Below are 26,928 nucleotides of genomic sequence, written 5' to 3' on the forward strand. Positions count from 1 at the left end.
GCGACCGCGGCCGCACTCACAGCACAGCCTCGATCACCGCAAAGGCCTCGTCCAGGTTGGTCGCCCGGTGCAGTCCCGTCCAGGCCGCGTCCCGCACGAATCCACGCTCCACGAGCGAGCCGATGAAGTTCCACAGCGGCGCGTAGAAGCCGTCCAGGTCGAGCACCACCACCGGCTTGGGGTGCATGCCCAGCGATCCGGCCGTCCACACCTCGAAGAACTCCTCCAGGGTGCCGATGCCGCCCGGCAGCACCAGAAAGGCGTCGGAGCGCTCGTCCATCACAGCCTTGCGCTCGCGCATGGTGTCCACCACGACCAGCTCGTCGGCGTCGGAATCGGCGACCTCCAGCGGTATCAGGTGCTTCGGGATCACGCCCAGAGTGTGCGCTCCGTGCGCCCTCGCGGCCACGGCCACCGCGCCCATCATCGACACCCGACCACCGCCGGAGACCAACCGATGGCCGCCGTTCCCGATACGGGCGCCGACGTCGCCGGCGAGCCGCAGGTAGGACTCGTCGATCCCGGGGGACGACGCGCAGAAGACACAGATCGCTGCCACCGCTACCAGTCCCTATTGCGCATCGCCGGCACCCATCGCCCGCGCCGCGGCCTGCACCGCCGCCTCGGCCCGTTCCTGCGAGGAGCGCTCGGCTTCGGCCTCGACGATGATGGACACGGCCTCGTCGACGCTGCTGGTGAGGTGGATCAGGTCGAGGTCCGCGGTGCCGATCTTGGCCTCGGGCAGCAGTGTGGCGCGCATCCATTCGAGCAGGCCGGACCAGTACTCGGTGCCGAACAGGATCACCGGGAAGCGGGTCACCTTGCGGGTCTGGACGAGGGTGAGTGCCTCGAATAGCTCGTCCAGGGTGCCGAAGCCGCCGGGCATGATCACGAATGCCTGCGCGTACTTGACGAACATCGTCTTGCGGGCGAAGAAGTAGCGGAAGGTCAGCCCAAGGTCCACCCAGTCGTTGAGCCGCTGCTCGAACGGCAGCTCGATGCCCAGGCCCACCGACACCCCGTCGGCCTGGCTGGCGCCGCGGTTGGCTGCCTCCATCGAGCCCGGGCCGCCTCCGGTGATCACGGCGTAGCCGGCCTTCGCCAGCGCCGCGCCCAGCCGCTCCGCGTCCTGGTACTCAGGCGTGCCGACAGCCGTCCGGGCCGAGCCGAATACCGACACCGCGCGGCCCAGCTCGGCCAGCAGGCCGAAGCCCTCCACGAACTCCGACTGGATGCGCAGCACCCGCCACGGGTCGGTGTGCAACCAGTCGGTGGATCCGCGCGAATCCAGCAGCCGCTGGTCCGTCGTCTCCGCCTCGGCCGGGTTCTGGGACCGCCGCAGGGTCACCGGGCCCCGGTGGCGCTCGGTGACCTGCCGGGGGGCCGGACGTCCATTTGTCATAGTCGCCACCCTAGGCCAGTCCCGGCAGCGCGGTCCTGACACCCGTAGCGGGGCCGCCGGAAGCAGGTTCAGGCCGGCTGCGCGGTCAGGAACTCCAGCAGCGCGCGCTCGGATCGCTCGACCAGCGCCAGGTCGACCGACTCGTCCGCCCGATGGGCCAGGTTCGGGTCACCGGGGCTGAAGTTGAGCGCCGGAATTCCGAGGCCGCTGAACCGGGCGACGTCCGTCCACCCCAGCTTGGCCTCGACCTGGCCGCCGAAGGCAGCGACCGCCCGCCGTACGAGCGGCTGGTCCAGGCCCGGCCGGGCCGCGGGGGCCGAGTCCACGATCTCGACCGCGAAACCATCGAATACCGTGCGCAGCTGCCGCTCGGCCTCGGCCTCGGACTTGTCCGGGGCGAAGCGGTAGTTGACGGTGATCTGGCAGCCGTCCGGAATCACGTTGCCCGCGACCCCACCCGAGATTGCGACCGCGTTCAGTCCCTCGCGATAGGTCAGCCCCTCGACGTCGACCACGGCCGGGGCGTAGTCAGCCAGCCGCCGCAGCACCGGTGCGGCCAGGTGGATGGCGTTGACGCCGAGCCAGGATCGGGCACTGTGCGCGCGCCGGCCGGTGAGGCTCACGACGGCCCGCATGGTGCCCTGGCACCCGCCCTCGACCACGCCGTTGGTCGCCTCCAGCAGGATCGCCAGGTCGGCGCGCAGCAGCTCGGGATGCTCGGCCGCAACCCGCCGCAGGCCGTTGCGCTCGGCCTCGATCTCTTCGCAGTCGTAGAAGAACCAGGTCAGGTCGACAGCGGGTTCCAGGGCACCGGAGCCGACCAGGTGCGCTGCCCGCAGCTGCAGCGCGACGCCGGACTTCATGTCCGAGGCTCCACAGCCGAACAGCCTGCCGTCCACCACCGTGGACGGCAGGTTGCCCGCGATCGGCACGGTGTCCAGGTGGCCGGCGAGGACCACCCGCTCGGACCGGCCGAGCTCCGTCCGGGCGACCACCACGTTGCCCAGCCGCTGGACGGACAGCGACGGATAGCGGCGCAGCGCGGTCTCCACGGCGTCGGTGATGGCCGCCTCGTTACCGGATACCGACTCGAGGTCCACCAGGGCGGCGGTGAGCTCGGTGGCCGGCGTGCTGAGGTCGAGCCGCACCGGAGCGGCCCGCGATGCGGAGTTCGGGTGCTGAGCTGAGGGAAGTGCCACGGCGAGGACGCTAGTCCGTGAGCGGGTCGTTAGGGTTGTCCGGTGACCAACAGTGCAGACAGCCGTGCCGCGTACGGATTCGGTCTGGCGAGCATCGCCGCCGATGGGACGACCCTCGACGTCTACTACCCCGAGCCCGGCCTCGGCGCGCCGGCCACCACCGGTAGCGCACCGCCCGAACTCAGCGCCCTGGCCGGCACCGACCAGTTGCGCGCCGTCCGTACCGAGGTCGTCCGGCGGGTTGTCGATCTCGACGCCGATCCGCGCGACGCCGCTGACGGGTACCTCCGGCTGCACCTGCTGTCGCATCGGCTGGTGCAGCCGCGCGGGCTGAACCTCAACGGCATCTTCGGCCTACTCAGCAACGTGGTCTGGACGAATTACGGCCCCTGCTCCGTGGAGGGCTTCGAGCGGGTGCGGATGGCGCTGCGGCTCCGCGGGCCGGTGACCGTGTACGGCGTCGACAAGTTCCCGCGGATGGTCGACTACGTGCTGCCCGCCGGGGTCCGGATCGCCGACGCCGACCGGGTCCGGCTCGGGGCCCATCTCGCGCCGGGAACGACCGTCATGCACGAGGGTTTCGTGAACTACAACGCCGGCACGCTGGGCAACTCCATGGTGGAGGGGCGTATCTCCGCCGGCGTGGTTGTCGATGACGGGTCGGACGTCGGCGGCGGCGCATCCATCATGGGCACCCTGTCCGGCGGCGGCAAAGAGGTGATCTCGGTCGGCAAGCGGTGCCTGATCGGCGCCAACGCGGGAATCGGCATCTCGCTGGGCGATGACTGCGTGGTGGCCGCCGGCGCGTACGTCACCGCTGGGTCGAAGCTGGTGCTGCCGGACGGAACCGTGCGCAAGGCCGCCGAGTTCTCCGGCCGGTCAGGGCTGCTGTTCCTGCACAACTCGGTGACCGGCTCGCTCGAGGTCCGGCAACGCACGGGCGAGGGCATCGCCCTCAACCCCGCGCTGCACGCCAACTGAGCGCGAACCGGAAGCGGCGACGGGTGGCGGGCGCGAGGCGTCGAGTCGGCGTCGCGCTGCTGGTGGTGCTCGTGGCGTTCGCGGGCATCGCCCTCGGCGTCAGGTCGCTCTGGCACGCCGCGCAGACGGTGGTGAGGGCCGATGGTTGCGACTTCGGGTCGTACTCGCTCGATACCGAACAGGCCGCGATCGCCTCAGAGGTGACGGGTGTGGTGCTCAGGCGACGCCTTCCGGCGCGTGCCGCCGTACTCACCATCGGCGCGGCCCTGCAGGAATCCAAGCTGCGCAACCTCCCCGTGGGCGAGGGCGACCGGGATTCGGTCGGCATCCTGCAGCAGCGGCCGTCCCAGGGCTGGGGTACCGCCGAGCAGATCTCGGACGTCCGCTATGCCACCGGCAAGTTCCTCGATGCCGTCGTCAAGGTGGCCGACTGGCAGCACGACTCGCTGGCGGCGGTGGTCCAGACCGTGCAGATCTCAGCGGACGGCGCGGCGTACGCCCGCCATGAGGCCGAGGCAACCGCGATCACCGACGCCCTGATGGGTACCGCACCGGCTGGCGTGTCCTGTCATTTCGGCGAACCGAGCAAGGTGGCTACCGCGAACCAGCTGATCGAAGCTGTCCAGCTGGACCTTCCGGTGAGCGCCCCGAAGGCCAGCGCAAAAACCGTTACCGTCCCCGGTGCGGGCTGGGCCACCGCGGCGTGGTTCGTCTGCAATGCCGACCGGCTCGGCATCGATTCCGTCGCGTACTCGGGCAAGCGGTGGAGCCGGACCAAGGGCTGGAAGGCACACGGGGCCGCCCCGACGACCGAGGTCAGCGCGACGCTGGCCTGACGCGACTGCGCTGGCCTGACGCGACTGCGCTGACCTGACCGGACGTGCCGCGCTGACCTGACGTACGAAGCGGAGCCGGCCGGCTCAGTGCTCGGCGGCCTGCGGCGGCAACGCGAGGATGAACGCCGGGTCGGCCTCGGTCCTGCCGACCTTCGAGGCACCGCCCGGTGAGCCGAGGTCATCGAAGAAGTCCACGTTGGCCTGGGTGTACTCGCGCCACTTGTCCGGCAGGTCGTCCTCGTAGAAAATTGCCTCGACGGGGCAGACCGGCTCGCACGCGCCGCAGTCCACGCACTCGTCCGGGTGGATGTAGAGCATCCGGCCACCCTCGTAGATGCAGTCGACCGGGCATTCCTCGATGCACGCCTTGTCCAGAACGTCGACGCACGGCTCGGCGATCACGTAGGTCACTGAAAATCCTCCAGGTACGGGTTACTGCTGGTACGGCTGCTGCTGCCATCGGCTCGGCGCTGTTTTCCGCGTTGCTGAATAGTATGCCGGTCATGCTCCTGGACAGTCTTGTGGGTCAGCGGGTCGTGCTGCGCTACCGCCGTACCGCCGCGACGGCCGGCCCGGCGTTCTCGGACGTGGTCGGTGAGCTGATCTCGGTCGAGGACGACACCGCCACGGTGTCCGCACGCCGCGGCCAGGTCACGCTGCGACGTTCCGACATCGCCGTCGTCCGAGCGGTGGCCGCGAACCGCGGCGAGATCCTCGAACTCGAGCGGATCAGCCGGCGCGGCTGGCGTGCCCGGGAGGTCACCGACCTCGACGGCTGGGAGCTGCATGCCGATCGCGGCTGGACGGGCCGGGCGAACTCGGTGCTGCCGCTGCGTACGCCGGGCCGGCCGGTGGCCGAGCTGTTGGCGGAGGCCGGCCGGTTCTACGCCGAGCGGGGGTTGCCGCTACAGGTGCAGCTGCCGTTGCCCGCCAGGGGCCTGCTGGACGCCGAGCTGGCGGGACGCTGCTGGAGGATCGAGCGTCCGACGATCATGCTGACCCGCTCGCTTACCCAGCGGTGGCCGGACGAGCCCCTCGCCAGCACGGCAGAGTTGCACGCCGAGCCCTCCCCGGAGTGGCTGGCGGCCTACCACTACCGCGGCGGCCGGCTGCCGGGGCACGCGATCGAACTGCTGACCAGACACGACCGGGTGCGCTTCGCCGCCGTCACCCGCGATGGCCGGGTCGTCGGCATCGCCCGGGGAACCGTGGACGAGGGCTGGCTGGGGGTGACCGCGGTCGAGGTGGCGCCGGAGCACCGCCGCGCCGGCGTGGCCACCGACCTGATGCTCGCACTGCAGTCCTGGGCCGGTGGCGAGGGCGCGAGCCGCTGCTACCTGCAGGTGGACTCGGCGAACACCCCGGCCACCGCGCTCTACCAGCGGCTGGGCTTCACCGAGCACCACCGCTATCACTACCGGATCGAGCCGGGAGCAGCCGAGCCCACCGGGTCCTGAGCCAGGAACCGGTCCAGGCCATCGGGCCGTTCGAGATCAGCACCATGACAACGCCGGTCAGCAAGCCGAGCGCCAGCAGCGAGTAAGAGATGTAGGACTCGCCCCCGGCGGGCAGCAGGACGTCCCCTTCGGGCGTGGAACTTGCGAGCAGCAGCGCGGTGACGATCCAGCCGACCACCGGCGGAGCCACCGAGAGCCGGCTGTCGGTGAGGCCGCGAGAGATCGCCGGCAGGGCGATGTTGCTGAGCACCGCCAGCACCGGCGCGATCGGAACCAGCGTGACGCCCAGCCGCGACGGCACCAGCAGCACCTCGATCGCCGCCGTGAGCATTCCCGCGAGCGCGAAGACCAGGTAGCCGAGCGCGAGCAGCGCGGGGTGAATCCTCCCGGCGGCCAGCTGCCGCGGCACCGCGCCGACTGACTCTCGAGCCGCCCATGGGTGGCTCACTCAGCCGCCGCCCGACCGTCCAGGCCCAGGCCGGCGAACAGATCCGTCTCGTGACCGTTCTGGTCCAATTCCCCCAGCTCGCCCACTCTCAGCCGGAAGTACTCCGTTGTCGCCACCCTGCGGCCGAGGTTGTCGGACAGCGCGAAGAACGGGCCGTCCAGGGTGATCTGAGTGGCGTGCGCGGCCATTGCCCGGGCCTTGGCGTCCCCGAAGTCGGAGCAGTCCAGCCTGGTGGTCACCAGCTCGTCCGCCACCACGAACGGCAGGTCATCGACGGTTTCGGCAGCGAAGGGCACCTCGCCTGCCGCGCTGCGAACAGCGACCAGCTGCTCGGCCATCACCGACCGGGGCATCGCCGTCCAATAGAGCTTCGACACCCGCCACGGAACAGAGTCTGATAAGCGGGCGGGGGTTTCGTCGGCGAACGGCGAGTACGCCGCGTCACCAGCGGCCCGCACAGCCGCGGTGGCGACCCGGTGCGCCATGATGTGGTCGGGATGGCCGTAGCCGCCGAAGTCGTCGTAGGTCACCACGACCTGCGGGCGCACCTCGCGGATGACCGCGACCAGCTCGCCCAGCGCGGCCGCGAATACCGTCCGGTCGGTATCGGCGCGCCAGAACGCTCGCTCCCTGCTGTTCGCCGGGGTACCCATCATGCCGCTGTCGCGAAACCGCCCGGCGCCGCCGAGGAACCTGCGGTCCGTCACGCCCAGCTCAGCCATCGCCGCGTTGAGCTCCGCGATCCGCCAGCCGCCGAGTTGGTCGGCATGGTCGGCGGCGAGCTGGGCCAGGGCCGGAACCAGCACCTCACCCTCCTCGCCGAGGGTGCAGGTGACCAGGGTGACCTGCGCGCCTTCGGCCACGTAGCGTGCCATGGTCGCGCCGGTGCCGATGGTCTCGTCGTCGGGGTGGGCATGCACGAGCAGAAGACGGCGGCCCGTGTCGTCCGGCTGGGTTTCAGTCACAGCCCCAAACCTACCGCCGGCACCGTGCGCACCGAACGCGGCACATGAGGCCCACCGGACGGCACGAGGCGCTGCGGCTAGTCCGTCGGAGCGAGGTTCCGGTCCGCGACACCATCTTCGGCAGCCGCGATGTCGGCCCGCACCTCGGGGAAGTGGCAGGCCGCGAAGTGCGCGGGACGCTTGATCTCGAGTGCCGGCACGTCGCTGACGCAGCGTTGCCGCTCGCTCTCGGACAGGGCGGTGCGGAACTTCGGGCAGCGGGTGTGGAAGACGCAGCCCGACGGCGGGTTGATCGAGCTCGGCAGGTCACCGATCAGCAGCACCCGCTCGCGCCGGTTCTCCTTCTTCGGGTCCGGCACCGGGACCGCGGACATCAGCGAGTGCGTGTACGGGTGCACCGGCGTGGTGTACAGGCTGTCGCGGTCGGTGAGCTCCATGATCTTGCCGAGGTACATCACCGCGACCCGGTCGGCGATGTGGCGCACCACGGACAGGTCGTGAGCCACGAAGATGTAGGCGAGGCCGAACTCACTCTGCAGATCTTCGAGCAGGTTGACGACCTGGGCCTGGATCGACACGTCGAGCGCGGACACCGGCTCGTCGCAGACGATCAGCTTCGGACGCAGGGCCACCGCGCGGGCGATGCCGATGCGCTGGCGCTGGCCGCCGGAGAACTCGTGCGGGTACCGGTTGTAGTGTTCGGGGTTCAGGCCCACCCGTTCCATCAGGCTCTGGACCTCGGCCTTGATGCCCCGCTCCGTCTTGGTGTTCTGGATGTGGAACGGCGCCCCGACGATGGTGCCGATGGTGTGCCGCGGGTTCAGTGACGAGTACGGGTCCTGGAAGATCATCTGGATGTCGGTCCGCAGCGAGCGCATGTCACCGCGGCTCAACTTGGCGATGTCACGGCCACCGAAATAGATCTCGCCGGCCGTCGGCTCCAGCAGCTTGGTGACGACTCGCCCGGTGGTCGACTTGCCGCAGCCCGACTCACCCACCAGACCGAGGGTTTCACCGGCACGGACGGCGAAGGAGACTCCGTCGACGGCCTTGACCGCACCGACCTGGCGCTGGATCAGGATGCCCTGCTTGATCGGGAAGTGCTTGCTGACGTTGTTGACGCGCAGCAGCGCGTCGGCGTCATCGGCAGCGGGGCTGATGCCGGCCGGGCTGGTGGTTGCCGTGCTGGTGGTTCCCTGCTCGGGAAGTTCGGCAGCGGTGCTCATATAGCGAAGGTCTCCTCGTCGACTACAGCGTGGGCTGGATCTCGTCGGCCCACAACCGACGGCGCTCATCAGGCTGGATGTGGCAGCGCACGGAGTGGCCGGCGGAGCCGCCCGAGGTGATCAGCAGTTCTGGGTGCTCGGTCCGGCACCGGTCGCCCTCGACGTGGTTGCGGTACTGGCAGCGGGGGTTGAAGACGCAGCCGGACGGAACCTGGATCAGCGACGGCGGCTGGCCGGGGATCGGCTGGAGCCGGTCCTGCCGGGTCCGGTCCAGACGCGGCATCGAGGTCAGCAGGCCCCACGCGTACGGCATCTCGGGCTCGTAGAACAGGTCATTCACCGTGCCGGCCTCGACGCACTGGCCGCCGTACATGACCACCACGTGGTCACACGTCTCGGCGACCACGCCCAGGTCGTGGGTGATCAGGATGATGGCGGAGTTGAACTCCGTCTGCAGGCTCTTCATCAGGTCCAGGATCTGGGCCTGCACCGTGACGTCCAGAGCTGTGGTCGGCTCGTCGGCGATCAGCAGGGTGGGATCGCAGACCAGCGCCATCGCGATCATCGCGCGCTGACGCATACCGCCGGAGAACTGGTGCGGGTAGTCGCTGAATCGCTTGTCCGGGTTGGGGATGCCGACCCGGTCGAGCATCTCGATGGCTCGCTTGTGCGCGACCGCCTTCGAGACGTGGTTGTGCACGCGGTAGGCCTCGGTGATCTGGTCACCCACCCGGTAGAACGGGTGCAGCGCCGACAGCGGGTCCTGGAAGATCATCGCCATCTTGTCGCCACGCAGGGCGCGCATCTCTTCTTCCGAGGCGCTGACGAGCTCCTTGCCGTCCAGCCAGACCTCGCCGGTGATCCGGGCTCGCGACCCCTTGTGCAGTCCGAGGATCGCCTGCGAGGTCACCGACTTGCCGGAGCCCGACTCCCCGACGATGCCGAGGATCTCGCCGCGGCGGACGTCGAAGGACAACCCGTCCACGCTCTTGACCAAGCCGTCGGCAGTCGGGAAATGCACCCGCAGGTCACGCACCGAGAGATAGGCGTCGGAGGGGATGGACTCGTCGACTCGCAGGTCGAGGGACTGTGCACTCACGTGTGGATGTCTCCGGTCTCTAGCTGTAGCTCACGCGCGGGTCAACGAACCCGTACGCGATGTCGACCAGGATGTTGGCGAAGACGACCGCGAACGTAGCAACGATCGTCACCCCCAGAATCACCGGCAGGTCCTGGCTGTTGATGGCCTGGATCGAGATCAGCCCGAGCCCTCGAAGGTTGAACACCTGCTCGGTGATCACCGCGCTGCCGACCAACTGCCCGATGTCCAGGCCGAAGATGGTGACGATCGGAGTCAGAGCCGCTCGAAGACCGTGCTTGACCACCACAGTACGACGCGGTAAACCCTTCGCTCGCGCCGTCCGGATGTAGTCCTCGCTCATGGTCTCGAGCATGTTGGCGCGGGTCAGCCGGGCGTAGAGCGCCGCGTAGATGAAGGCGAGCGCGATCCAGGCGAGCACCATCGACCGGAACCACTGCGCCGGATCGGTGAACGGCGAGGCATAGCCGGTGTTCGTCAACAACTTCAGCTTGTACTTGAAGATCAGCAGCAGGATCGGGCCGGTGAAGAAGATGGGCAGCGACACGGCGGCGAGCGCCATCGTCATGGCGCTGCGGTCGAAGATGGAGCCCCGCTTGAGGGCGGACAGCGATCCGACGGCGAGGCCGCCGACCAGCCACAGGATCGCGGCACCTGCCGCCAGGCTCAGTTCGACGGGCAGGGCGGTCCAGATCATGTGCGTGACCGGAAGCTGAAGCCGGAACGAGTAGCCCAGGCACGGTGCCGCGCAGTGCACGGTCGCCCCGGTGCCGTCGCCGAGGTCGCGACCGAAGAGGATCCCGCCCGCCCAGTTGAAGTACTGCTTCCAGATGGGCAGATCGAAGCCGAAGCGGTGCTCGATCAGCTTCTGGCCCTCTGCCGTCGGCGGAATCTTGCCGACGTAGAAAAGCGCCGGCGACACGTGTGCCACCCGCGGTCCCACCTGGAAGATGAAGAACGTCACGAAGCTGGTCACGAACAGCACCAGCACGCCGCCTAGCGAACGGCGAATGATGTATCTGATCATCGTGTTTGGGTGCCGGTGGCCGGCTCGAATCGCTTCGAGCCGGCCACCGGACCGGTCACCTCTCTAGTCAGCCGAAGAGCGGTACTGCGTGGGGCGAGACGTTACTTGCCGTCGCTCGTCCCGATGTTGACGAAGTCGTAGTACGAACCGATTGCAAAGTTGTTACGCACGTTGGTCAGACGCGGGTTGCGGTAGTACAGCGTCTTGTCGTACACGAACGGAAGGTTCGTCGCGTCCTGCATCAGGTCGGCGTCGAGCTGCTTGAACAGGTCATCGTGACGACCGGTGCTCTTGGCCGCCTCTTTCAGGGCCGCGTCGATCTTCGGGTTGTTCACCTGGTTGTAGTTACCGCCACCGGGAGGAGCATTGCTCGCCACGATGGAGGTCCAGTAGCCGCCACCCGTCGGGTAGTCAGCACCCCAGCCGGCCTGCGCGATGCCGATGCCGACGCTCTTGACCGTCTCGGGCTTGCCGATGTAGGCGCCGTAGTAGCCGGACTGGGAGTGCGGCGCCGCGGTCAGCTTGATGCCGACCCGGGCCAAGGCCTGCTGCGAGGCGCTGAACACCGCCGGTCCGCGCGAGACGTTGGCGAAGGCTTCCTTGGTGCTGAAGCCGTTGGGTTGACCGCACTGCTTGAGCTCGTCCTTGGCCTTGGCCAGGTCACCGGTGTTGTCCGGGCCGGTCGGGTACGGGTTGGCGTTCGGGTCGTGACCCGGAACGGTCGGCTGGGCCATCGTGTTGGCGATGTCGCCACCGTATGTCCCACCGCGGGCGCGCTGCAGGTCGGACTTGTTCATCGCGTAGAAGACCGCGCGCCGGCAGTGCACGTTGTCCAGCGGCTTGACCTTGGAGAAGAGGTCGAAGTACCGGGTGTACGAGGACACCGGGTCATCGGCGTTCTTCTTCAGGTTCGGGTTCGAGACGATGGCCGTCTGGAACGCCGGTGCCACACCGTTGTCGGCGATCGCGTCGGCGGCGCCGGCCTGCAGCTGCTTGTCGTTGTCGTCGGCGTTGGTGTTGATGTTCAACGTGATCTTGTCGGCCAGCGGCTTGCGGATCTTGTCGGTGTCCTGGCTCCACTGGCTGTTGCGAACCCAGACGACCTTCTGCTCCGGCGTGTAGCTGGAGAACTTGTACGGCCCGTTCGAGAGCGGGTGCAGCGTGTACTTCGAGCCGGTGAAGGCGCCGTTCTCCTTCAGCGGAACCGGCGCCGAAGCCGGCAGCGTCATCAGGTAGTCGAAGTCCGGAGTGGACGAGTTCAGCTTGAAGCTGATGGTGTTGTCATCCGGCGTGGTGATGCTGTCGAGGCCACCGGTCTTGTCCTTGTACGGGCCCTGGTACGTCGGGTTGCCCTTGGCGTCGACCGGGCTCAGCAGCGTCAGGTAGTACGAGGCCGGTCCCTGGCTGAAGATGTCGGTCGCGAAGACGCGCTCGATGCCGTACTTGACTTCCTTGCTCGTGACGGGCGTGCCGTTCTCCCACTTCACGCCGCTCTTGAGCTTGTACGTCCACTGGGTGAAGTCGGCGTTGTGCTGGCCCAGCCCGGTGGCGAGGTCACCCTCGATGGCGATGTTGTTGGCGCCGGGAATCGAGGAGTAGCCGACGAGCGTACGGGTGAAGAGCCGCTGCATGTTCCAGCACCAGCCGTAGTACGTGTTGGCCGGGTCCCACGAGTCACAGTCACCCGTGGCCACGAGGTTCAGGCTGCCGCCGGGCTTGTCACTCTTGTTGACGAAGCCGATCGTGGCGGCGTTGAACGCCGCGGCGACTCCGGCCGTGGTTCCGTTGGCATTGCTCGCGCTGCTCTTGGGACCGCCGGTGTTGTTAGAACTGCCGCCACCGCATGCGGTGACGACCATCGCCGCGACGGCCGTCAGGCCCACCGCGAATGCGACTCTCCTTTTTCTCAGCATTGGTTTCTCTCATCCTCCTAGGCGATCGGAACTTCTTGCCGGCCTGTCACGGCCGGCTACGGCAGGTGCCGTTGTGAATACCCCCGTACGACGCCGAGGGCAACTGCGGTGAGGCCGACCCGGCTAGCGAGTCGACTTCGGGTCGAGTGCGTCGCGCAACCCGTCGCCGAACAGGTTGAACGACAGCACGGTCAGGAACAGCACGAGGCCGGGCCAGACCAGGTACATCACGTCGATCTGGAAGAAGCCACCGGCGTCGGAGAGCATCTTGCCCCAGGACGCGGTCGGCTCCTGGACACCGACTCCGAGGAAGGACAGGCCGGCCTCGCCGAGGATGTAGGTGGGGATGGTCAGCGTCACCCAGACCAGCACCGGGCCGACCAGGTTCGGCAGGATCTCGCGGGTGATGATGCGCCAGTCACTGGCGCCCAGGCTCCGCGCGGCGTCGACGAACTCCTTCTCGCGCAGCGAGAGCACCTGGCCGCGCACGATCCGTCCCAGGTAGGCGAAGCCGAAGAAGCCGAGAACGAAGATGACGACCGCGAAGTTGAGCGTCTGGCCCGTCATGCCGAGGAACCCGGACGACTGGCCGAAGATGGCCAGCAGGGCCAGGGCGAACAGCAGAGTGGGGAATGCCAGCAGGACGTCGAGCACCCGGGCGATCACCGCGTCGACGGTGCCGCGGTAATAGCCGGCGAGGATGCCGGCGGCCAGGCCGAGAATCAGCGACAGGATCATGGCGGACACCGCGATCATCAGCGACGTCCGAGAACCGGCGATCAGGCGGGACAGGATGTCGCGGCCGTTCACCGGCTCGATGCCCAGCCAGTGGCTCGATGACGCGCCACCGAGGGCGCCCATCGGCATGTTGGTGTCGATGCTGGTGAGGTCGGAGTTGAACTTGCCCGGCGGCTGGCCGTAGAGCTTGACCAGCACCGAGGAGAAGACCGCCACCAGGGTGATGACGACGATGCCCACACCGCCGGCCATCGCGACCTTGTCCTGCTTGAGCCGTCGCCAGGCGATCTGGCGCAGTGACCGACCCTGGATTGCTTCCTCAGCCGGTGCGATCGCCAGCTCGGTGGTGGCGACTTCAAGTTCACCTTGGGACAGCGACATCGGGCGGACGGCCTCCTTCTCTTCCTTCTCTTCGCGGAACCCCGCGGCTACGCGGTTTCCGCCAACCGGCAACATTATGGGTCGCGGGTTACGTCGTGAATACGGTGGCACGTTTGCGACCAGATCGTGATGCAAATGCGTCCAGCGGTTCCGGACACTAGTCGATGCCGCGGACGCTGCTCACGAAGGATGGGGGGGCTGCCTCAATCGTTACGGTGCAGACCCCCACCTTCCGCGAGACTCACAAACCCTCAATAACTTGCATTAGAGTTATGGGGCCTTTGCCTATTTCTTGAAGCCCATGTTCTCGTACACCCGGTCGGCGAAGCCGAACGAGCCCAGGTTGACGAGGTTGGACTTCGACGCCACCAGGTCGGGGCGCTGGTACAGCGCTACGGAGTGGCCTTCTTCCCAGATCTTCTGGTCGATCTGGTAGGTGAGGTCCGTGGCCTTCTGCGGGTCGAGCTCGGTGACAGCTTGCTTGTACAGAGCGTCGAGCTCCGGCGTGCCGATCTTGGCGTAGTTCTGGCCGCCGGTGGAGGTGTAGATCGACTGCGCCGAGGAGACCGGGAACGGCGTGCCGATCCAGCTGAAGATGGTCAGGTCGAACTTGCCGACCTCGACGTACTCGGGGAAGAACGGGTCCGAGGGCACCGACTTGATGGTCACCTTGATGCCCGCGGTCCCCAGCGCCTTCTGCTGCAGCGCGGCCTCGTCCGAGGAGGTCTTCACGCCGGCCGGGATGACGAAGGTCAGGTTGAGGACCTTGCCGTTCTTGGCGTAGAAGCCGTCCGAGCCCTTCTTGTAGCCGGCCGACTCGAGCAGCGTGCCGGCCTTGGCTACGTCCTGGTTGCAGAAGGCACCACAGGTAGCCTTGTACTGGCTCTGGTTGTTCATCCAGATGTGGCTGTCCAGCACGGTCGCCGGCCAGTCCAGTGGGCTGAGCAGGGTCTTGGCGTCGCCGGCGCGGTTGATGCTCAACATGACGGCCTGGCGCACCTTGACGTCCGCCATCGGACCGGTGCTGCCGAGGTCGATGTGGCGCCAGTTGGGGCCACCGGCCTTGTGGATCGAGACGCCCGGAGTCGCCTTGACGGTCGCATAGCTGGCGACGTTGGAGCCGATGTCGACGAAGTCGACCTGGTCGGACTGCAGCGCCTTGGCCTGCGCGGACTGGTCCAGCACGATGTACTGGATCTTGTCCAGCTTCGCCTTGGGACCCCACCACTTGTCGTTGCGTACGACCGTGATCGTCTTGGCGGTCTTGTCCATCGACGCGATCTTGAAAGGCCCACCCGAGAGCGTCGGCCCGTTGACCCAACTGCTGTTGAACGAGGCGGGAGTCTCGTTCAGGCTCGCCGGCAGCAGTGGGCTGAACAGCGCCTTCCAATCCGGGTAGACAGTCTTGAAGGTGACCTTGACGTCCTGGTCGGTCGCGCCCTTCTCGACACTGCCGATCTGCTCGTAGCCATTCGTGCTGGCCGCCTTGTACCCCTTGTTCTTGCCGTTCAGCGCCTTCCACAGGCCCGCGAAGTCCCTGTACGTGATGGGGCTGCCATCACTCCAGACGGCCTTCGGATTGATGTGGTACTCGATGGTCTGCGGGCTGGCGGAGGTCTGCTCCGCCTTGTCCACCACGTCGGTGTCCAGTATCGGCTTGCTGCCCGCGTCGAAGTGCCACACGAACGGCAGCGTCGACCACATCAGATCGTTGATTCCGCTCTCGTTGCCGTCGATCTCGTTGATGTTGAAGTTCGCAGGGTAGCTGTCGATCGGCCAGCGCAGCGTTCCGCCGGCCGGCACCTGGTCGTACGGCATCGGGTTCACGTCGTTGGCGGTCGAGACCGCCTGGGCCTTCTTGCCGGAATTATTGCTGCCCGTACCCGATTTGCTCGAGCCCCCACAGGCGGTCAGGGCCAGGGACGCCGCGACGACAGTCGCGATGCCCACCTTGCCGAAAACCCTCACACTTCCTCCTCAGAAAAATTCGATTCGCGGACCCACGAAATATGTCGCAGTTCCTGGTACTTGCTACGCACTTCAAAGCCGCAGGGCCATAGCCGTTGCTGAATCGGTATGTACCAGAGAGCAAACCGAACCCTCCGAAATGCTGCTGACACGCCCCAGTGGTGTCACACGACCTCGCGAACTCTAGCAAAGTGACAGGCTGCGCGATGGTCTCGATCCAAACTGTATAAATCAGGATCATCGTTCTTGCACTTTGCCCGTTCTTCGGCATTGAGGTGCTCGGCGAAGACGAAGCAGCGGGACGAGAACCGGCATCCGCTGGGGATGTCGGCCGGGCTGGGCAGGTCACCGGTGAGCAGGATGCGCTTGCGGGTGCGCTCCTTCTCGGGGTCCGGCAGCGGGATGGCCGACAGCAGAGCCTGGGTGTAGGGATGCGACGGCGCGGCGAAGATGTCGCGGGTGCTGCCGATCTCGACGATGCGACCCAGATACATGACCGCCACCCGGTCGGCGATGTGGCGCACGACGGAGAGGTCGTGGGCCACGAAGAGGTAGCTCAGCCCCATCTTGAGCTTGAGCTCGTCCAGCAGGTTGATCACGCCGGCCTGGATCGAGACGTCCAGGGCAGATACCGGCTCGTCCAGCACGATGACCTTGGGGTCCAGCGCCAGCGCCCGGGCGATGCCGATGCGCTGGCGCTGACCGCCGGAGAACTCCGCCGGGTAGCGGCTGGCGTGCTCGGGGCTGAGGCCGACCAACTCGAGCAGCTCGGCGGTGCGGGCCTTGATCCGCTGCTCGGAAAACTTCTGCACCCACATCGGCTCGGCGAGGATGTCGCCGATCGGCATCCGCGGGTCCAATGAGGCCATCGGGTCCTGGAACACGATGGACAGGTCCGCGCGCATCCTGCGGCGGTCCTCGCCCTTGAGGTGGTCGGTCTCCTTGCCCAGCACCACGATCTTGCCCCGCTGGGGCTTCAACAGGTTCATGATCTCCATGATCGTGGTGGTCTTGCCGCAGCCGGACTCACCGACCAGGCCGAGCGTCTCACCCTGGCGGATCTCCAGTGACACGCCGTCGACCGCCCGGACGCTGCCGACCGTCCGGCGGATCACCGCGCCCTTACGGATCGGGAACGCCCGGTGCAGATTGTCCAGGCTCAACACCACGTCGCGCTCCTCCCGAGGCGCCCGGATGGCAACCTCCGTCGGCAGCTCCGGCCGGACGAACACGTCCTCGGCGCTCCAGTGGTTCTGCGCGATCTCCAGGCTGCGGTGGCAGGCGGCGACGTGGTGAGGCCGGTCGGTCGGGTCCAGCATCGGCTCCACCGCCCGGCACTGGTCGATCACCAGCGGGCAGCGGGTCGCGAAGGGACAGCCGACCGGCAGGTTCACCAGCGACGGCGGGGCGCCCTCGATGGGGATCAGCGGCTCTTTCTCTTCCACGTCCATTCGGGGAATCGATCCCAACAGACCCATGGTGTAAGGCATCCGGGGCTGATAGAAGGTGTCGTCGACTCCGGCCAGCTCGACCGCCTTGCCGGCGTACATGACCATCACCCGGTCGGCGAACCCGGCCACCACGCCGAGGTCGTGGGTGATCAGTACGGTGGCGGCATTGGTGACCTCTTTGGCCTTGCGCAGCACATCGAGCACCTGAGCCTGGATGGTGACGTCCAGCGCGGTGGTCGGCTCGTCGGCGATGATCAGATCCGGGTCGTTGGCGATGGCCATGGCGATCATGGCGCGCTGCCGCATACCGCCGGAGAATTCGTGTGGAAACGACGACGCCCGAAGCTCCGGGTTCGGAATGCCGACGAGATCGAGCAGTTCCACGGCCTGGGACATGGCCCGGGACTTGCTGACGTTCTGGTGAATGCTGACCGCCTCGGCGATCTGGTCACCGATCGTGTAGACCGGTGTCAGCGCCGAGAGCGGGTCCTGGAACACCATCGAGATGCCCGAGCCGCGCAGCCTGGACAGCTCTCGGTCCTTCAGCGTCAGCAGGTCGACACCCTTGAACTTGATGGTGCCGGTGGCGTGGGCGTTGGAGGGCAGCAGTCCCATCACGGCCAGCGAGCTCACGGACTTGCCGGAGCCCGATTCGCCGACGATGGCCAGCGTCTCGCCCGGCTGAACGGAATAGGACACGCCTCGTACGGCCCGCACCCGGCCGGCCTCACTGCGGAAGCTCACGTTGAGGTTGCTCACCTCGAGCAGCGGGGTGGTGGGGGTGGTCACAGTTTGCTCGATCCTGACGATGGGTCGATGGCATCTCGCAGGGCATCGCCGATCACACTCACGCAGAGGACAGTGAGGACCAGGAACAGCCCGGCGAACATGAAAACATGCGGGTACGTGGTCGCCAGCGACTGCGAATCACTGATCACGGTGCCGAGGGAGACGTCGGGCGGCTGCACACCGAAGCCGAAGAAGCTCAGGCCGGTCTCGGCGAGAATGGTGCCGCCGACGTTGATGGTGACGTCGACGATCAGCAGCGACGCCATGTTGGGCAGCAGATGGCGCCGGATGATGGTGAACGAGCCGACACCCATGAACTTCGCCGCCTGGACGTACTCGCGCTCCTTCAGGCTCATGGCCATGCCGCGTACCACGCGGCCGGTGACCATCCAGCCGAACACCGACAGCAGCCCGACCAGCCACAGCCAGCTGTGCCCGGACAGCACCGGGCTGAGTACCGCGAGGATCAGGAAGCTCGGCAGCACCAGCAGCAGGTCGATGATCCAGACCACGCCGATGTCGACGTACCGGCCGAAGTAACCGGCGACCGAACCCGCCACCGCGGCGATCGCCGTGGTGATGAGGGCGGCGACGAGACCGATGATCAGCGACTTCTGCAGGCCCTTGAGGGTCCGCGCGTACACGTCGCGGCCGATGTCGTCGACGCCGAAGAAGTGGCTGCCGTTCGGACCGGCCAGGATGTTGTCCTGGTCGAAGTCGTTGTACTTCCAGTGCGAGAGGTACGGGCCCAGGTAGGCCAGCAAGAAGATCACCACGAGGACGACCACCGCCGCCACGCCCGCCTTCTGCCGCACGAACCGCTTGAAGATCAGCTTCCCGCGGCTGAGCGATTCCGGCGCGCCGATGTGCTGGGTGGTGGCATCAGGGTCGTCTACCGATGGTGGCGCGACCTCGAAGATCTCCTGAGGCGACATTGACATGACCGCACCCCCTACTTGGACCGGACGCGCGGATCGAGCGCGGCATACAGGATGTCGGACAGCAACCCGGACAGCAACACCAGCACCGCGGTGAAGCAGGCCACCCCGGCGACGGCATTCACGTCATGGGACTGCACCGAGGACACCAGGTACTCCCCCATACCGTGCCAGCCGAACAGGTTCTCCACGAAGATCGAGCCGGTCAGCAACAGGCCGAAGGAGTAGGCGAAGAACGTCACGATCGGGATGAGCGCGGTGCGGACGCCATGCTTGAACAGCGCCTTCTGCCGGGTCAGCCCCTTGGCCCGGGCCGTCCGCAGGAAGTCGCTGCCGAGCACGTCGAGCATCGCACTGCGCTGGTATCGGCTGAAGAACGAGACGCCGAACAGGCCCAGCACCAGCGTGGGCATCACCAGCCGCTTGAGACGGTTGGCCCAGAAGGCCAATCCGTGCAGGTTGGAGTTGTACTCACCGGTGGCCGGGAAGAGCCAGGCTGAGCCGCCCTTGTGATAAAGCCAGACGAAGAGTGTCTGTACCACGATGATCACCACGACCGTGGGCGAGGCCAGCAAGACGTAGGACACCACCGTTCCGGCGACGTCGGACGGTTTTCGCTGCCGCACCGCGCCGAAGACGCCCAGCAGCACGCCACCGACGGCACCGAAGACGGTTCCGAAGAACAGCAGCCGAAGGCTCACGCCGGCGCGGCGACCGATCTCGGTCGAGACCTTGTCCTCGCCGACGATCTGGGTGCCGAAGTCACCGTGTACGACGCCCTTGAGCCAGTGGCCGTAACGCTGCAGCACCGGGGTGGCGGGGTCGGCGTTGCGCTGTTGCAGGTTCTCGTGGATCACCGCTGCCGGTATCGGCGGGTTGTGGCCCTCGTACCGGGCACGCGGATCCAAGGTCAGTGAGCCGAGGATGTAAGCCAAGCTGGTCGCGATGAACACCAGAACCAAGTAGTTCAGGAAGCGGCGAGCAATAAACTTCAGCATCTGAGAGTTCCCTGCGCTGTCAGTCGTTGGTTCAGGTCGGGACGGCACGCGAGCGCGCCGTTGCTACGGAGGCGGACTTTAGCCGACAGCTATAACCGAGCTGTCACCTCGGTCACATATCGGCCATTGCTCCCTACCCAGTCAAGACCTTCGAGCTCCCGCGCCGAGAGCCATCGAACGTCCTGGTTTTCCAGCGCCCGGGGCTGCGGCGACCCCGGCAGCAAGCTCACGTGGAACAGGACGAGCTCCGCACGATCGGCCAGCGGCCCGCGGCCGAGCTCCGGTCCCACCGCGACCTGGCAACCCAGCTCTTCGCAGCACTCCCGCATCAGCGCCGCGGCGCGGGTCTCGCCCCGCTCGACCTTGCCACCTGGGAACTCCCACTGGCCTGCCAGTTGGGGCGGCATGGCACGCTGCGCCACCAGCACCTTCCGATCAACGATGAGGGCCGCCGCGACCACCGTCCGGCGTTGGGTCCGGCGCTCGATGTTCCGGAGCGTTCGGCTCAACCTGACAAGCGCAGTACGCCGCGCTCTGCGGTCCCACCACGGCAGGCGAACCTCGAGGGTGAGCAGCACACCGGCAGGCACCTCGGCGACGATCGGGCGCACCCGGCCCGGCAGCGAGCGGACCGCTTGCCGCACGCGATCGGGGTCGGCGTCGATCAACTCAGCGACGCGGTATACCCGTCCCGAGGCGGGAGCGGTCCGGCGAGCGGTCATTGCGCCGCGGTCATCGGCGATCGGCGAGGAACGGGAAGCGGTCCCGCACCCGCTTAACCTCGCCCGGGTCCACCTCGGCGCGCAGCACGGACTCGACCTCACTGGCCTCGACGAGGGTCCGGCCCAACGGGTCGATGATCGCGGAGTCGCCGGTGTGGTGCAGCCGGTCCACCGAGCCCACCCGGTTGCAGCCGAGGACGTAGGCCTGGTTCTCGATCGCCCGCGCACGCAGCAGCGTCCGCCAGTGTTCGCGCCGGGCAGCGGGCCAGTTGGCAACCACGACGTACAGGTCGGTGTTCGCGGCCAGTGCCCAGAACTCGTCAGCGAAGCGCAGGTCATAGCAGATGAAGACGCTGACGTTGAGGTCGCCGATGGGTACCGTCAGGAACTTCTCACCCGCCCGGTAGCGCTCGTGCTCGCCGGCGTAGCTGAACGGGTGGATCTTGGCGTACCGGTGCAGCTGTCCGGCCGGGCCGGCGACGACCGCGACGTTGGCAGCCCGCCGCCCCAAGCCCTGATCGGCGGCCTCGGCCCACTGGGCGATGGAGCCGATCATCCAGACGCCGTGTTCGGCAGCCTGCCGCACCAGGAACTGCTCGTTCGGGCCGCCCGGTTCCTCGGCGACCCGCTCGGGTTCCATGGAGAAGCCGGTGGCATACATCTCGGACACCACCACGAGACCGGCCCCGGAACCCACTGCCTCGGCGATCAGCGGCACCAGGTGATGCCGGGTGGCCGCGCCGTCCTCCCACGCGATGTCGTGCTGGATCGCTGCGATCTTCATGAGGACATCTTGCCCAACCGCGCCAGCGCCTCGTCCAGCACGTCCACTTTCTTACAGAACGCGAACCGGACGTAGCGATCGATGTCCGAGTCGTAGAACACCCGGGACGGGATTGCCACCACCCCGGCCCGTTCCGGAAGCGACCGGCACCAGGCTTCGGCGTCGTCGCCGACGTCGATCGTGGCGAAGTACCCGGCCCGCGGCGGCAGCACCGAATAGCCCAGCTCGACAAGGCCATTGACGAACAGGTCTCGCTTGGCGCGCAGCGCCGCGGCCACCTCGACGTAGAAGTCGCCGGACCACTGCAGTGCCTCGGCGATCGCGTACTGGAACGGGCCGCTGCCGACGAAGGTGAGGAACTGCTTGACCGACCGCACCTTGGCCAGCAGGCCGGCCGGCGCGCAGACCCAGCCCACCTTCCACCCGGTGACGCTGAAGGTCTTGCCCGCGCTGGAGATGGTCACGGTCCGCTCGGCCATGCCCGGCAGGGTCGCGATGGGCACATGCGCACCCTCGAAGACCAGGTGCTCGTAGACCTCGTCGGACACCACTATCAGGTCATGCTCGAGAGCCACCTCGGCGATCCGGCTCAGCTCGTCACGGCCGAGCACCGCGCCGGTGGGATTGTGCGGGGTATTGAGCAGGATCATCCTCGTCCGGCTGGTGATGGCCTGGCGGAGCTCGTCCTGGTCGAAGGTCCAGCCGCCGCGCCCGGGCCGCAGTGTCACGGCTCGGTGCTCGGCACCGGCCAGGGCGACGCAGGCCGGGTAGGAGTCGTAGAACGGTTCGAACAGCACCACCTCGTCACCGGGCTGGGTGAGGCCCAGGATGCTGGCCGCGAGAGCCTCGGTGGCGCCGACGGTGACGAGCACCTCGGAGTCCGGATCGAAGGCGAGCCCGTAGTGCTGCCGCTGGTGGGCGGCGATGGCGTGCCGCAACTCCGGAATGCCCGGGCCGGGCGGGTACTGGTTGCCGCGGCCCTCGCGGATCGCGCGAACGGCAGCTTCCAGGATGGCCGACGGCCCGTCCACATCGGGAAAGCCCTGGCCGAGGTTGATGCTGTCGGTCGCCACCGCGAGCGCCGACATCTCGGCGAAGATGGTGGTTCCGAACGCGTCCAGGCGGGCTGGTCTGTCCGATGGGGTCACCGGCCCACCATAAGACCCGTACGCGTGTTACGCGGCCCGACCTCCCGTAACGATTGACGAGGAGGTCAGGCCGCGCCCGGGTCGCACCGGACGGTGGTGTCGCTCAGACTCCGGCCTTCAGGCGGTTGCCGCGGCTGCGTGCCCGGTCGGTCTGGGACAGGATCACCTTGCGGATCCGCACCGTCTCAGGGGTGACCTCGACGCACTCGTCCTCGCGGCAGAACTCCAGCGACTGCTCCAGCGACAGCTTGCGCGGCGGCACCAGGTGCTGGAACTCGTCCGAGGACGACTGCCGCATGTTGGTGAGCTTCTTCTCCTTGGTGATGTTGACGTCCATGTCGTCGGCGCGGGAGTTCTCGCCGACCAGCATGCCCTCGTACACCTCGGTCGTCGGCTCGACGAACATCGTGCCGCGCTCCTGCAGGTTGATCATGGCGAACGGCGTCGCGACGCCGGCCCGGTCGGCCACCAGCGAGCCCGAGCTACGGGTGCGCAACTCGCCGAACCACGGCTCGTAGCGCTCGAAGACGTGGTGCACGATGCCGGTGCCGCGGGTGTCGGTGAGGAACTCGGTACGGAAGCCGATCAGGCCACGCGAGGGCACCAGGAATTCCATCCGGACCCAGCCGGTGCCGTGGTTGGTCATCGTCTCCATCCGGCCCTTGCGGATCGCGAGCAGCTGGGTGATCGCGCCGAGGTACTCCTCCGGCGCGTCGACGGTGAGGCGCTCGACCGGCTCGTGCACCTTGCCGTTGATGAGTTTGGTGACGACCTGCGGCTTGCCCACGGTGAGCTCGAAGCCCTCACGTCGCATCTGCTCCACCAGGATGGCCAGCGCCAGCTCACCACGGCCCTGCACCTCCCAGGCGTCGGGGCGCTCGGTGTTGAGAACGCGCAGCGACACGTTGCCGACCAGTTCGCGGTCGAGGCGGTCCTTCACCAGACGGGCGGTGACCTTCGAGCCCTTCACCCGGCCGGCCAGCGGCGAGGTGTTGGTGCCGATGGTCATCGAGATGGCCGGCTCGTCCACCGTGATGAGCGGCAGCGGAACCGGGTTCTCCAGATCGGCGAGGGTGTCACCGATCATGATCTCGGGAATGCCCGCGATCGCGATGATGTCGCCGGGGCCGGCGGACTCGGCGGGCTTGCGCTCCAGTGCCTCGGTCATCAGCAGCTCGGTGATCTTGACCTGGGAGATGGTGCCGTCGTGACGACACCAGGCGACCTGCTGGCCCTTGCGGATGGTGCCCTGGAACACCCGGCACAGCGCGATGCGGCCGAGGAACGGCGAGGCGTCGAGGTTGGTGACGTGCGCCTGCAGTGGGGCGCCCTCGCGGTACGCCGGCGCGGGAATGGTCTCGAGGATGGTGCTGAACAGCGGCTGCAGGTCAGCGGAGTCCGGCATGGTGCCGTCTTCGGGACGCTTGAGCGAGGCCTTGCCATCACGCGCGCAGGCGTAGACGATCGGGAAGTCGATCTGCTCCTCGGTGGCGTCGAGGTCGAGGAACAGCTCGTACGTCTCGTCGATCACCTCGGCGATGCGGGCGTCCGGACGGTCCACCTTGTTGATCAGCAGGATGACCGGCATCTTCGCGTCGAGCGCCTTGCGCAGCACGAACCGGGTCTGTGGCAGCGGGCCTTCGGAGGCGTCGACGAGCAGCACGATGCCGTCCACCATGGACAGTCCGCGCTCGACCTCGCCACCGAAGTCGGCGTGGCCGGGGGTGTCGATGATGTTGATGATCATCTTCTCGCCGTCGGGCGAGACGTAGTTGACCGCGGTGTTCTTGGCGAGAATGGTGATGCCCTTCTCGCGCTCGAGGTCATTGGAGTCCATCGCCCGCTCGTCCACGTGGTCGTGGGCTCCGAAGGCGCCGGACTGCCACAACATCGCGTCCACCAGTGTGGTCTTGCCGTGGTCGACGTGGGCGACGATCGCCACGTTGCGGATCGAGGAGCGGATGGTGTCGTTGCCGATCTCGGCAGCGCTGTGGTCGGACATGACTCTTCTCTCGTTGCGTGCGGACCGATGTCCGCCTGCTTGTCGGTTTTCTCGACCGACGGAGCCGGTCACTGTTGGTGCGGGCCTGACAACTGCTGGGAACGCTCGGCCTGATGGTGCTCGGCCTGATGGTGCTGCCTGATGGTGCTCGGCGGCCGACGTCCAGGTAGATCTTGGTCTAGTCCTGCCTGCCTCGCCGGGTGCCGCGGACGAAGTAGCCCACCAGTCCCAGGTACGTGGCGGCGCCGACACCGGCGATCACCGAGCCGGTCGGGTCCCAGTGACCGGGCAGTGCGGTCACCTCGACACTCTTGGGATCGAAGACCACCCGGTGCACCTCGGTCGAGTGCCACCTCGGATCACCCAGCAACGGCAGGTTCTTCAACCTGCCGTCGTCACTGGTGAACGATCCACCGAACGAGCAGATTCCCTGGCTGCAGGAGCGCGCCGCCACGACGAACGAGCCTCGGATGCCGTCCGGCTTGCTGCCCACGTGATGGGCGACGTTGAGGACGGCGAGGACGAGTGCCGCCAGGCACAGGGCCGGGAAGACCACCCAGAACAGCCAGCCGGCAACCCGGCGGGCGCCCGGAAAGGACATCGCCACCAGATCGCCGGACGCCTCGGCGAGATAGCTCGCCGAGCGCCGCTCGTGCGACTGCTCAGGGGTGGACTGCTCGGTGGTCATCACCGCACATCATCACATCTCTATCCGGGCAAGCAGCTATCCGTGCGAGCGGCGTGCCGCCGGCGTGGACGAGGCGGAGCGCCCGGCCGGCCGGCCGGGCTCGGTGCGGGACCTGCCGTGCCAGGACGACGGGCGCGGCTGGCGCTCGGCTCCGGTGCGGTCGCGCCAGGACCGCTCGGGCCGGCCACCGTCGCGGTTGCGGGTCGGTACGGTCGGCTCGACGAGAGCGATTCCGGACGGTTCGCGCGCGCCGGTGAGCGCGACCATCGCAGGGTCACCAGGAATGGTGTCGCGCTGCTCGGCGTGCACCCCCGCACCGGACAGCAGGCTGCGGACGGCTCGGTCCTCGTTCGGGGTGACGATGCTCACGACGAGGCCCGCCATACCCGCGCGCGCCGTGCGGCCGGAGCGGTGCAGGTAGTCCTTGGAATCTGCTGGGGGGTCGACATGCAGTACCAGCGACACGTCGTCGACGTGGATGCCGCGCGCGGCGACGTCGGTGGCGACCAGCGCGGAGACGGTTCCGTTCTTGAAGCCGTTCAGCGCCTTGGTGCGCTGGGCCTGGGTGCGGCCACCGTGCAGCGCGCTGGCTGCCACGCCGGCCCGGTTCAGGTTGTCGGCCAGCCGCTCGGCGCCGAACTTCGTCCGGACGAAGAGGATGGTGCGCCCCTCACGGACGGCGATCTGGGTGATCAACTGCCATTTGAGGCCGGCCGGCACTCGGAACACGTGGTGGTCCATGGTGTCCACCGCGGCGCGGGGTGAAGCGAGCGCCTTGATGGCCGGATCGCTCAGGTACTGGGTGACCAGGCTCGCGACATCGCCGTCCAGGGTGGCCGAGAACAGCAGCCGCTGGCCGCCGGCCGGGGTCATGTCGAGCAGGCTGCGCACAACCGGCAGGAAGCCGAGGTCGGCCATGTGGTCGGCCTCGTCCAGCACGGTGACCTGCACGTCGGACAGGTCGCAGGCGCGACGCTCGATGAGGTCGACCAGGCGGCCCGGGGTGGCGACGACGATGTCGGTGCCGCGGATCAGTCCCTGCATCTGCTTGTGGATCGGCAACCCGCCGGCCACCAGGCGCAACGACAGGTCACGTGCCTGCGCCAGCGGCGCGAGGCTGTCGACGACCTGCATGGCCAGTTCCCGGGTCGGGACCAGGATCAGCCCGCGCGGACGGCGCGGCCGGGCCTTGTCACCCTCGAGCCGGGCGATCATGGGCAGCCCGAAGGCGAGGGTCTTGCCGGCACCGGTGGCGGCGCGGCCCAGCACGTCCCGGCCCGCGAGGGCGTCGGGGATGGTGGCGGCCTGAACCGGGAAGGGGGTCTCGATACCGGCCCGGCCCAGCGCCTGGGTCAGCGAGCGGGGCAGCCCCAGCTCGGCGAAGCTCGGCAGGTTGTCGGCGTCGAGGACGGTCAGCGGAATGTCGTCGAAGGGGCCGCGTTCGGCCGACTTGGCGGGACGGCTGCTGTTGCCGCGGGAGTAACCGCCACGGGGACGGCTGGAGGAGTTGCTGTAGCGGCTTGCGCCGGAATGCAGGTCATTGCGCGAGGAGCGCGAGCCAGCGGAAGGCCGCTGGGCATACGAAGTCACAAAATTTCCCGTCGAGACTGATGGCACGTCTCGACGATCCGCGGACGGCGTGCAGCCGCGGCGGCAATCTGTGAAACGAGCCCAGCGCGCTTCTCTGAGTCGAAGCCGCGCCAAAGGTGAATAACACCATTCTAGCGGCCGCGGCGCGCCCGCATGACCAACTCTCGCCGGCGCCCTC

General features: G+C 67.6%; 24 protein-coding genes. 3 read left to right on the top strand and 21 right to left on the bottom strand.

Annotated features, from left to right (window positions below; all coding sequences use genetic code 11):
• Positions 1–16: 16 nt before the first annotated feature.
• From RM423_RS10275 to dapE, 3 genes are all read right to left on the bottom strand, one after another.
• The gene (locus RM423_RS10275; protein ID WP_311422935.1) at positions 17–559 is read right to left on the bottom strand and encodes an LOG family protein; all 543 of its coding nucleotides are present in this window, start codon (positions 557–559) and stop codon (positions 17–19) included.
• 12 nt (positions 560–571) lie between these two features.
• Positions 572–1,402: an LOG family protein gene (locus RM423_RS10280; protein ID WP_311422936.1), complete on the bottom strand. Its 831-nt coding sequence runs from the start codon at positions 1,400–1,402 to the stop codon at positions 572–574.
• Positions 1,403–1,470: 68 nt separating this feature from the next.
• Complete coding sequence (dapE, locus tag RM423_RS10285; protein ID WP_311422937.1) at positions 1,471–2,601, bottom strand: succinyl-diaminopimelate desuccinylase; 1,131 nt, start codon at positions 2,599–2,601, stop codon at positions 1,471–1,473.
• A gap of 42 nt (positions 2,602–2,643) precedes the next feature.
• Here dapE and dapD point away from each other — a divergent pair, with 42 nt between their 5' ends.
• Positions 2,644–3,582, top strand: coding sequence for a 2,3,4,5-tetrahydropyridine-2,6-dicarboxylate N-succinyltransferase (gene dapD / locus RM423_RS10290; protein WP_311422938.1), 939 nt, complete (start codon positions 2,644–2,646; stop codon positions 3,580–3,582).
• A 23-nt stretch (positions 3,583–3,605) separates the two neighbouring features.
• Entirely contained in the window at positions 3,606–4,418 is an 813-nt protein-coding gene (locus tag RM423_RS10295; protein ID WP_311422939.1) for a hypothetical protein, read from the top strand.
• Between the two features lie 84 nt (positions 4,419–4,502).
• Here RM423_RS10295 and fdxA read toward each other — a convergent pair whose 3' ends face one another.
• A complete protein-coding gene (fdxA, locus tag RM423_RS10300; RefSeq protein WP_311422940.1) occupies positions 4,503–4,829 on the bottom strand; it encodes a ferredoxin in 327 nt (108 codons plus the stop codon).
• 92 nt (positions 4,830–4,921) lie between these two features.
• On the opposite strand from fdxA, the gene RM423_RS10305 reads away from it, so the two are divergent.
• On the top strand, positions 4,922–5,875 hold the full coding sequence (locus RM423_RS10305; protein WP_311422941.1) for a GNAT family N-acetyltransferase: 954 nt from the start codon (positions 4,922–4,924) through the stop codon (positions 5,873–5,875).
• Here the strand turns inward: RM423_RS10305 and RM423_RS10310 are convergent.
• The 17 genes from RM423_RS10310 to RM423_RS10390 all read right to left on the bottom strand — a co-directional run bounded on the left by RM423_RS10310 (position 5,811) and on the right by RM423_RS10390 (position 26,750).
• Complete coding sequence (locus tag RM423_RS10310) at positions 5,811–6,284, bottom strand: DUF6113 family protein (RefSeq protein WP_311422942.1); 474 nt, start codon at positions 6,282–6,284, stop codon at positions 5,811–5,813. The genes RM423_RS10305 and RM423_RS10310 overlap by 65 nt on opposite strands.
• 35 nt (positions 6,285–6,319) lie before the next feature.
• Positions 6,320–7,288 (bottom strand): N-acetyl-1-D-myo-inositol-2-amino-2-deoxy-alpha-D-glucopyranoside deacetylase, encoded by a 969-nt coding sequence (gene mshB / locus RM423_RS10315; protein ID WP_311422943.1) that lies wholly within the window; start codon positions 7,286–7,288, stop codon positions 6,320–6,322.
• A gap of 77 nt (positions 7,289–7,365) precedes the next feature.
• Positions 7,366–8,514 carry an ABC transporter ATP-binding protein gene (locus RM423_RS10320; RefSeq protein WP_311422944.1) on the bottom strand — a complete coding sequence of 383 codons (1,149 nt, stop codon included), beginning with the start codon at positions 8,512–8,514 and terminating at the stop codon, positions 7,366–7,368.
• A 22-nt stretch (positions 8,515–8,536) separates the two neighbouring features.
• Positions 8,537–9,613 (bottom strand): ABC transporter ATP-binding protein, encoded by a 1,077-nt coding sequence (locus RM423_RS10325; protein WP_311422945.1) that lies wholly within the window; start codon positions 9,611–9,613, stop codon positions 8,537–8,539.
• A gap of 19 nt (positions 9,614–9,632) precedes the next feature.
• Positions 9,633–10,640 (bottom strand): ABC transporter permease, encoded by a 1,008-nt coding sequence (locus tag RM423_RS10330; protein ID WP_311422946.1) that lies wholly within the window; start codon positions 10,638–10,640, stop codon positions 9,633–9,635.
• A gap of 101 nt (positions 10,641–10,741) precedes the next feature.
• Positions 10,742–12,523: an ABC transporter substrate-binding protein gene (locus tag RM423_RS10335; protein ID WP_311422947.1), complete on the bottom strand. Its 1,782-nt coding sequence runs from the start codon at positions 12,521–12,523 to the stop codon at positions 10,742–10,744.
• Between the two features lie 153 nt (positions 12,524–12,676).
• Positions 12,677–13,672 carry an ABC transporter permease gene (locus tag RM423_RS10340; protein WP_311422948.1) on the bottom strand — a complete coding sequence of 332 codons (996 nt, stop codon included), beginning with the start codon at positions 13,670–13,672 and terminating at the stop codon, positions 12,677–12,679.
• Between the two features lie 285 nt (positions 13,673–13,957).
• Complete coding sequence (locus RM423_RS10345) at positions 13,958–15,640, bottom strand: ABC transporter family substrate-binding protein (protein WP_311422949.1); 1,683 nt, start codon at positions 15,638–15,640, stop codon at positions 13,958–13,960.
• Between the two features lie 164 nt (positions 15,641–15,804).
• Positions 15,805–17,880 carry an ABC transporter ATP-binding protein gene (locus tag RM423_RS10350; protein WP_311422950.1) on the bottom strand — a complete coding sequence of 692 codons (2,076 nt, stop codon included), beginning with the start codon at positions 17,878–17,880 and terminating at the stop codon, positions 15,805–15,807.
• Positions 17,877–18,821: an ABC transporter permease gene (locus RM423_RS10355; RefSeq protein WP_311422951.1), complete on the bottom strand. Its 945-nt coding sequence runs from the start codon at positions 18,819–18,821 to the stop codon at positions 17,877–17,879. Before RM423_RS10355 ends, RM423_RS10350 begins: the two co-directional genes overlap by 4 nt.
• Positions 18,822–18,832: 11 nt before the next feature.
• Entirely contained in the window at positions 18,833–19,816 is a 984-nt protein-coding gene (locus RM423_RS10360) for an ABC transporter permease (RefSeq protein ID WP_311422952.1), read from the bottom strand.
• A gap of 89 nt (positions 19,817–19,905) precedes the next feature.
• A complete protein-coding gene (locus RM423_RS10365; protein ID WP_311422953.1) occupies positions 19,906–20,538 on the bottom strand; it encodes a (deoxy)nucleoside triphosphate pyrophosphohydrolase in 633 nt (210 codons plus the stop codon).
• A gap of 10 nt (positions 20,539–20,548) precedes the next feature.
• Positions 20,549–21,322, bottom strand: coding sequence for a nitrilase-related carbon-nitrogen hydrolase (locus RM423_RS10370; protein WP_311422954.1), 774 nt, complete (start codon positions 21,320–21,322; stop codon positions 20,549–20,551).
• Positions 21,319–22,470: a pyridoxal phosphate-dependent aminotransferase gene (locus RM423_RS10375; protein WP_311422955.1), complete on the bottom strand. Its 1,152-nt coding sequence runs from the start codon at positions 22,468–22,470 to the stop codon at positions 21,319–21,321. The genes RM423_RS10370 and RM423_RS10375 overlap by 4 nt, the downstream gene beginning before the upstream one ends.
• A 103-nt stretch (positions 22,471–22,573) precedes the next feature.
• Entirely contained in the window at positions 22,574–24,472 is a 1,899-nt protein-coding gene (gene typA, locus RM423_RS10380; protein ID WP_311422956.1) for a translational GTPase TypA, read from the bottom strand.
• A 178-nt stretch (positions 24,473–24,650) separates the two neighbouring features.
• Positions 24,651–25,160 (bottom strand): hypothetical protein, encoded by a 510-nt coding sequence (locus RM423_RS10385; RefSeq protein WP_311422957.1) that lies wholly within the window; start codon positions 25,158–25,160, stop codon positions 24,651–24,653.
• A gap of 36 nt (positions 25,161–25,196) precedes the next feature.
• Complete coding sequence (locus RM423_RS10390) at positions 25,197–26,750, bottom strand: DEAD/DEAH box helicase (RefSeq protein WP_311422958.1); 1,554 nt, start codon at positions 26,748–26,750, stop codon at positions 25,197–25,199.
• Positions 26,751–26,928: the final 178 nt, after the last annotated feature.

This window comes from Jatrophihabitans lederbergiae (assembly GCF_031845305.1).
GTDB lineage: Bacteria > Actinomycetota > Actinomycetes > Mycobacteriales > Jatrophihabitantaceae > Jatrophihabitans_A > Jatrophihabitans_A lederbergiae.

Excerpts from the sequence above, each read along its gene's own strand:
- RM423_RS10280 (WP_311422936.1), bottom strand. The coding sequence starts at position 1,402 with ATGACAAATGGACGTCCGGCCCCCCGGCAGGTCACCGAGCGCCACCGG.
- RM423_RS10305 (WP_311422941.1), top strand. The coding sequence starts at position 4,922 with ATGCTCCTGGACAGTCTTGTGGGTCAGCGGGTCGTGCTGCGCTACCGC.
- RM423_RS10320 (WP_311422944.1), bottom strand. The coding sequence starts at position 8,514 with ATGAGCACCGCTGCCGAACTTCCCGAGCAGGGAACCACCAGCACGGCA.
- RM423_RS10330 (WP_311422946.1), bottom strand. The coding sequence starts at position 10,640 with ATGATCAGATACATCATTCGCCGTTCGCTAGGCGGCGTGCTGGTGCTG.
- RM423_RS10340 (WP_311422948.1), bottom strand. The coding sequence starts at position 13,672 with ATGTCGCTGTCCCAAGGTGAACTTGAAGTCGCCACCACCGAGCTGGCG.
- RM423_RS10355 (WP_311422951.1), bottom strand. The coding sequence starts at position 18,821 with ATGTCAATGTCGCCTCAGGAGATCTTCGAGGTCGCGCCACCATCGGTA.
- RM423_RS10360 (WP_311422952.1), bottom strand. The coding sequence starts at position 19,816 with ATGCTGAAGTTTATTGCTCGCCGCTTCCTGAACTACTTGGTTCTGGTG.
- RM423_RS10365 (WP_311422953.1), bottom strand. The coding sequence starts at position 20,538 with ATGACCGCTCGCCGGACCGCTCCCGCCTCGGGACGGGTATACCGCGTC.
- RM423_RS10370 (WP_311422954.1), bottom strand. The coding sequence starts at position 21,322 with ATGAAGATCGCAGCGATCCAGCACGACATCGCGTGGGAGGACGGCGCG.
- typA (WP_311422956.1), bottom strand. The coding sequence starts at position 24,472 with ATGTCCGACCACAGCGCTGCCGAGATCGGCAACGACACCATCCGCTCC.
- RM423_RS10385 (WP_311422957.1), bottom strand. The coding sequence starts at position 25,160 with ATGACCACCGAGCAGTCCACCCCTGAGCAGTCGCACGAGCGGCGCTCG.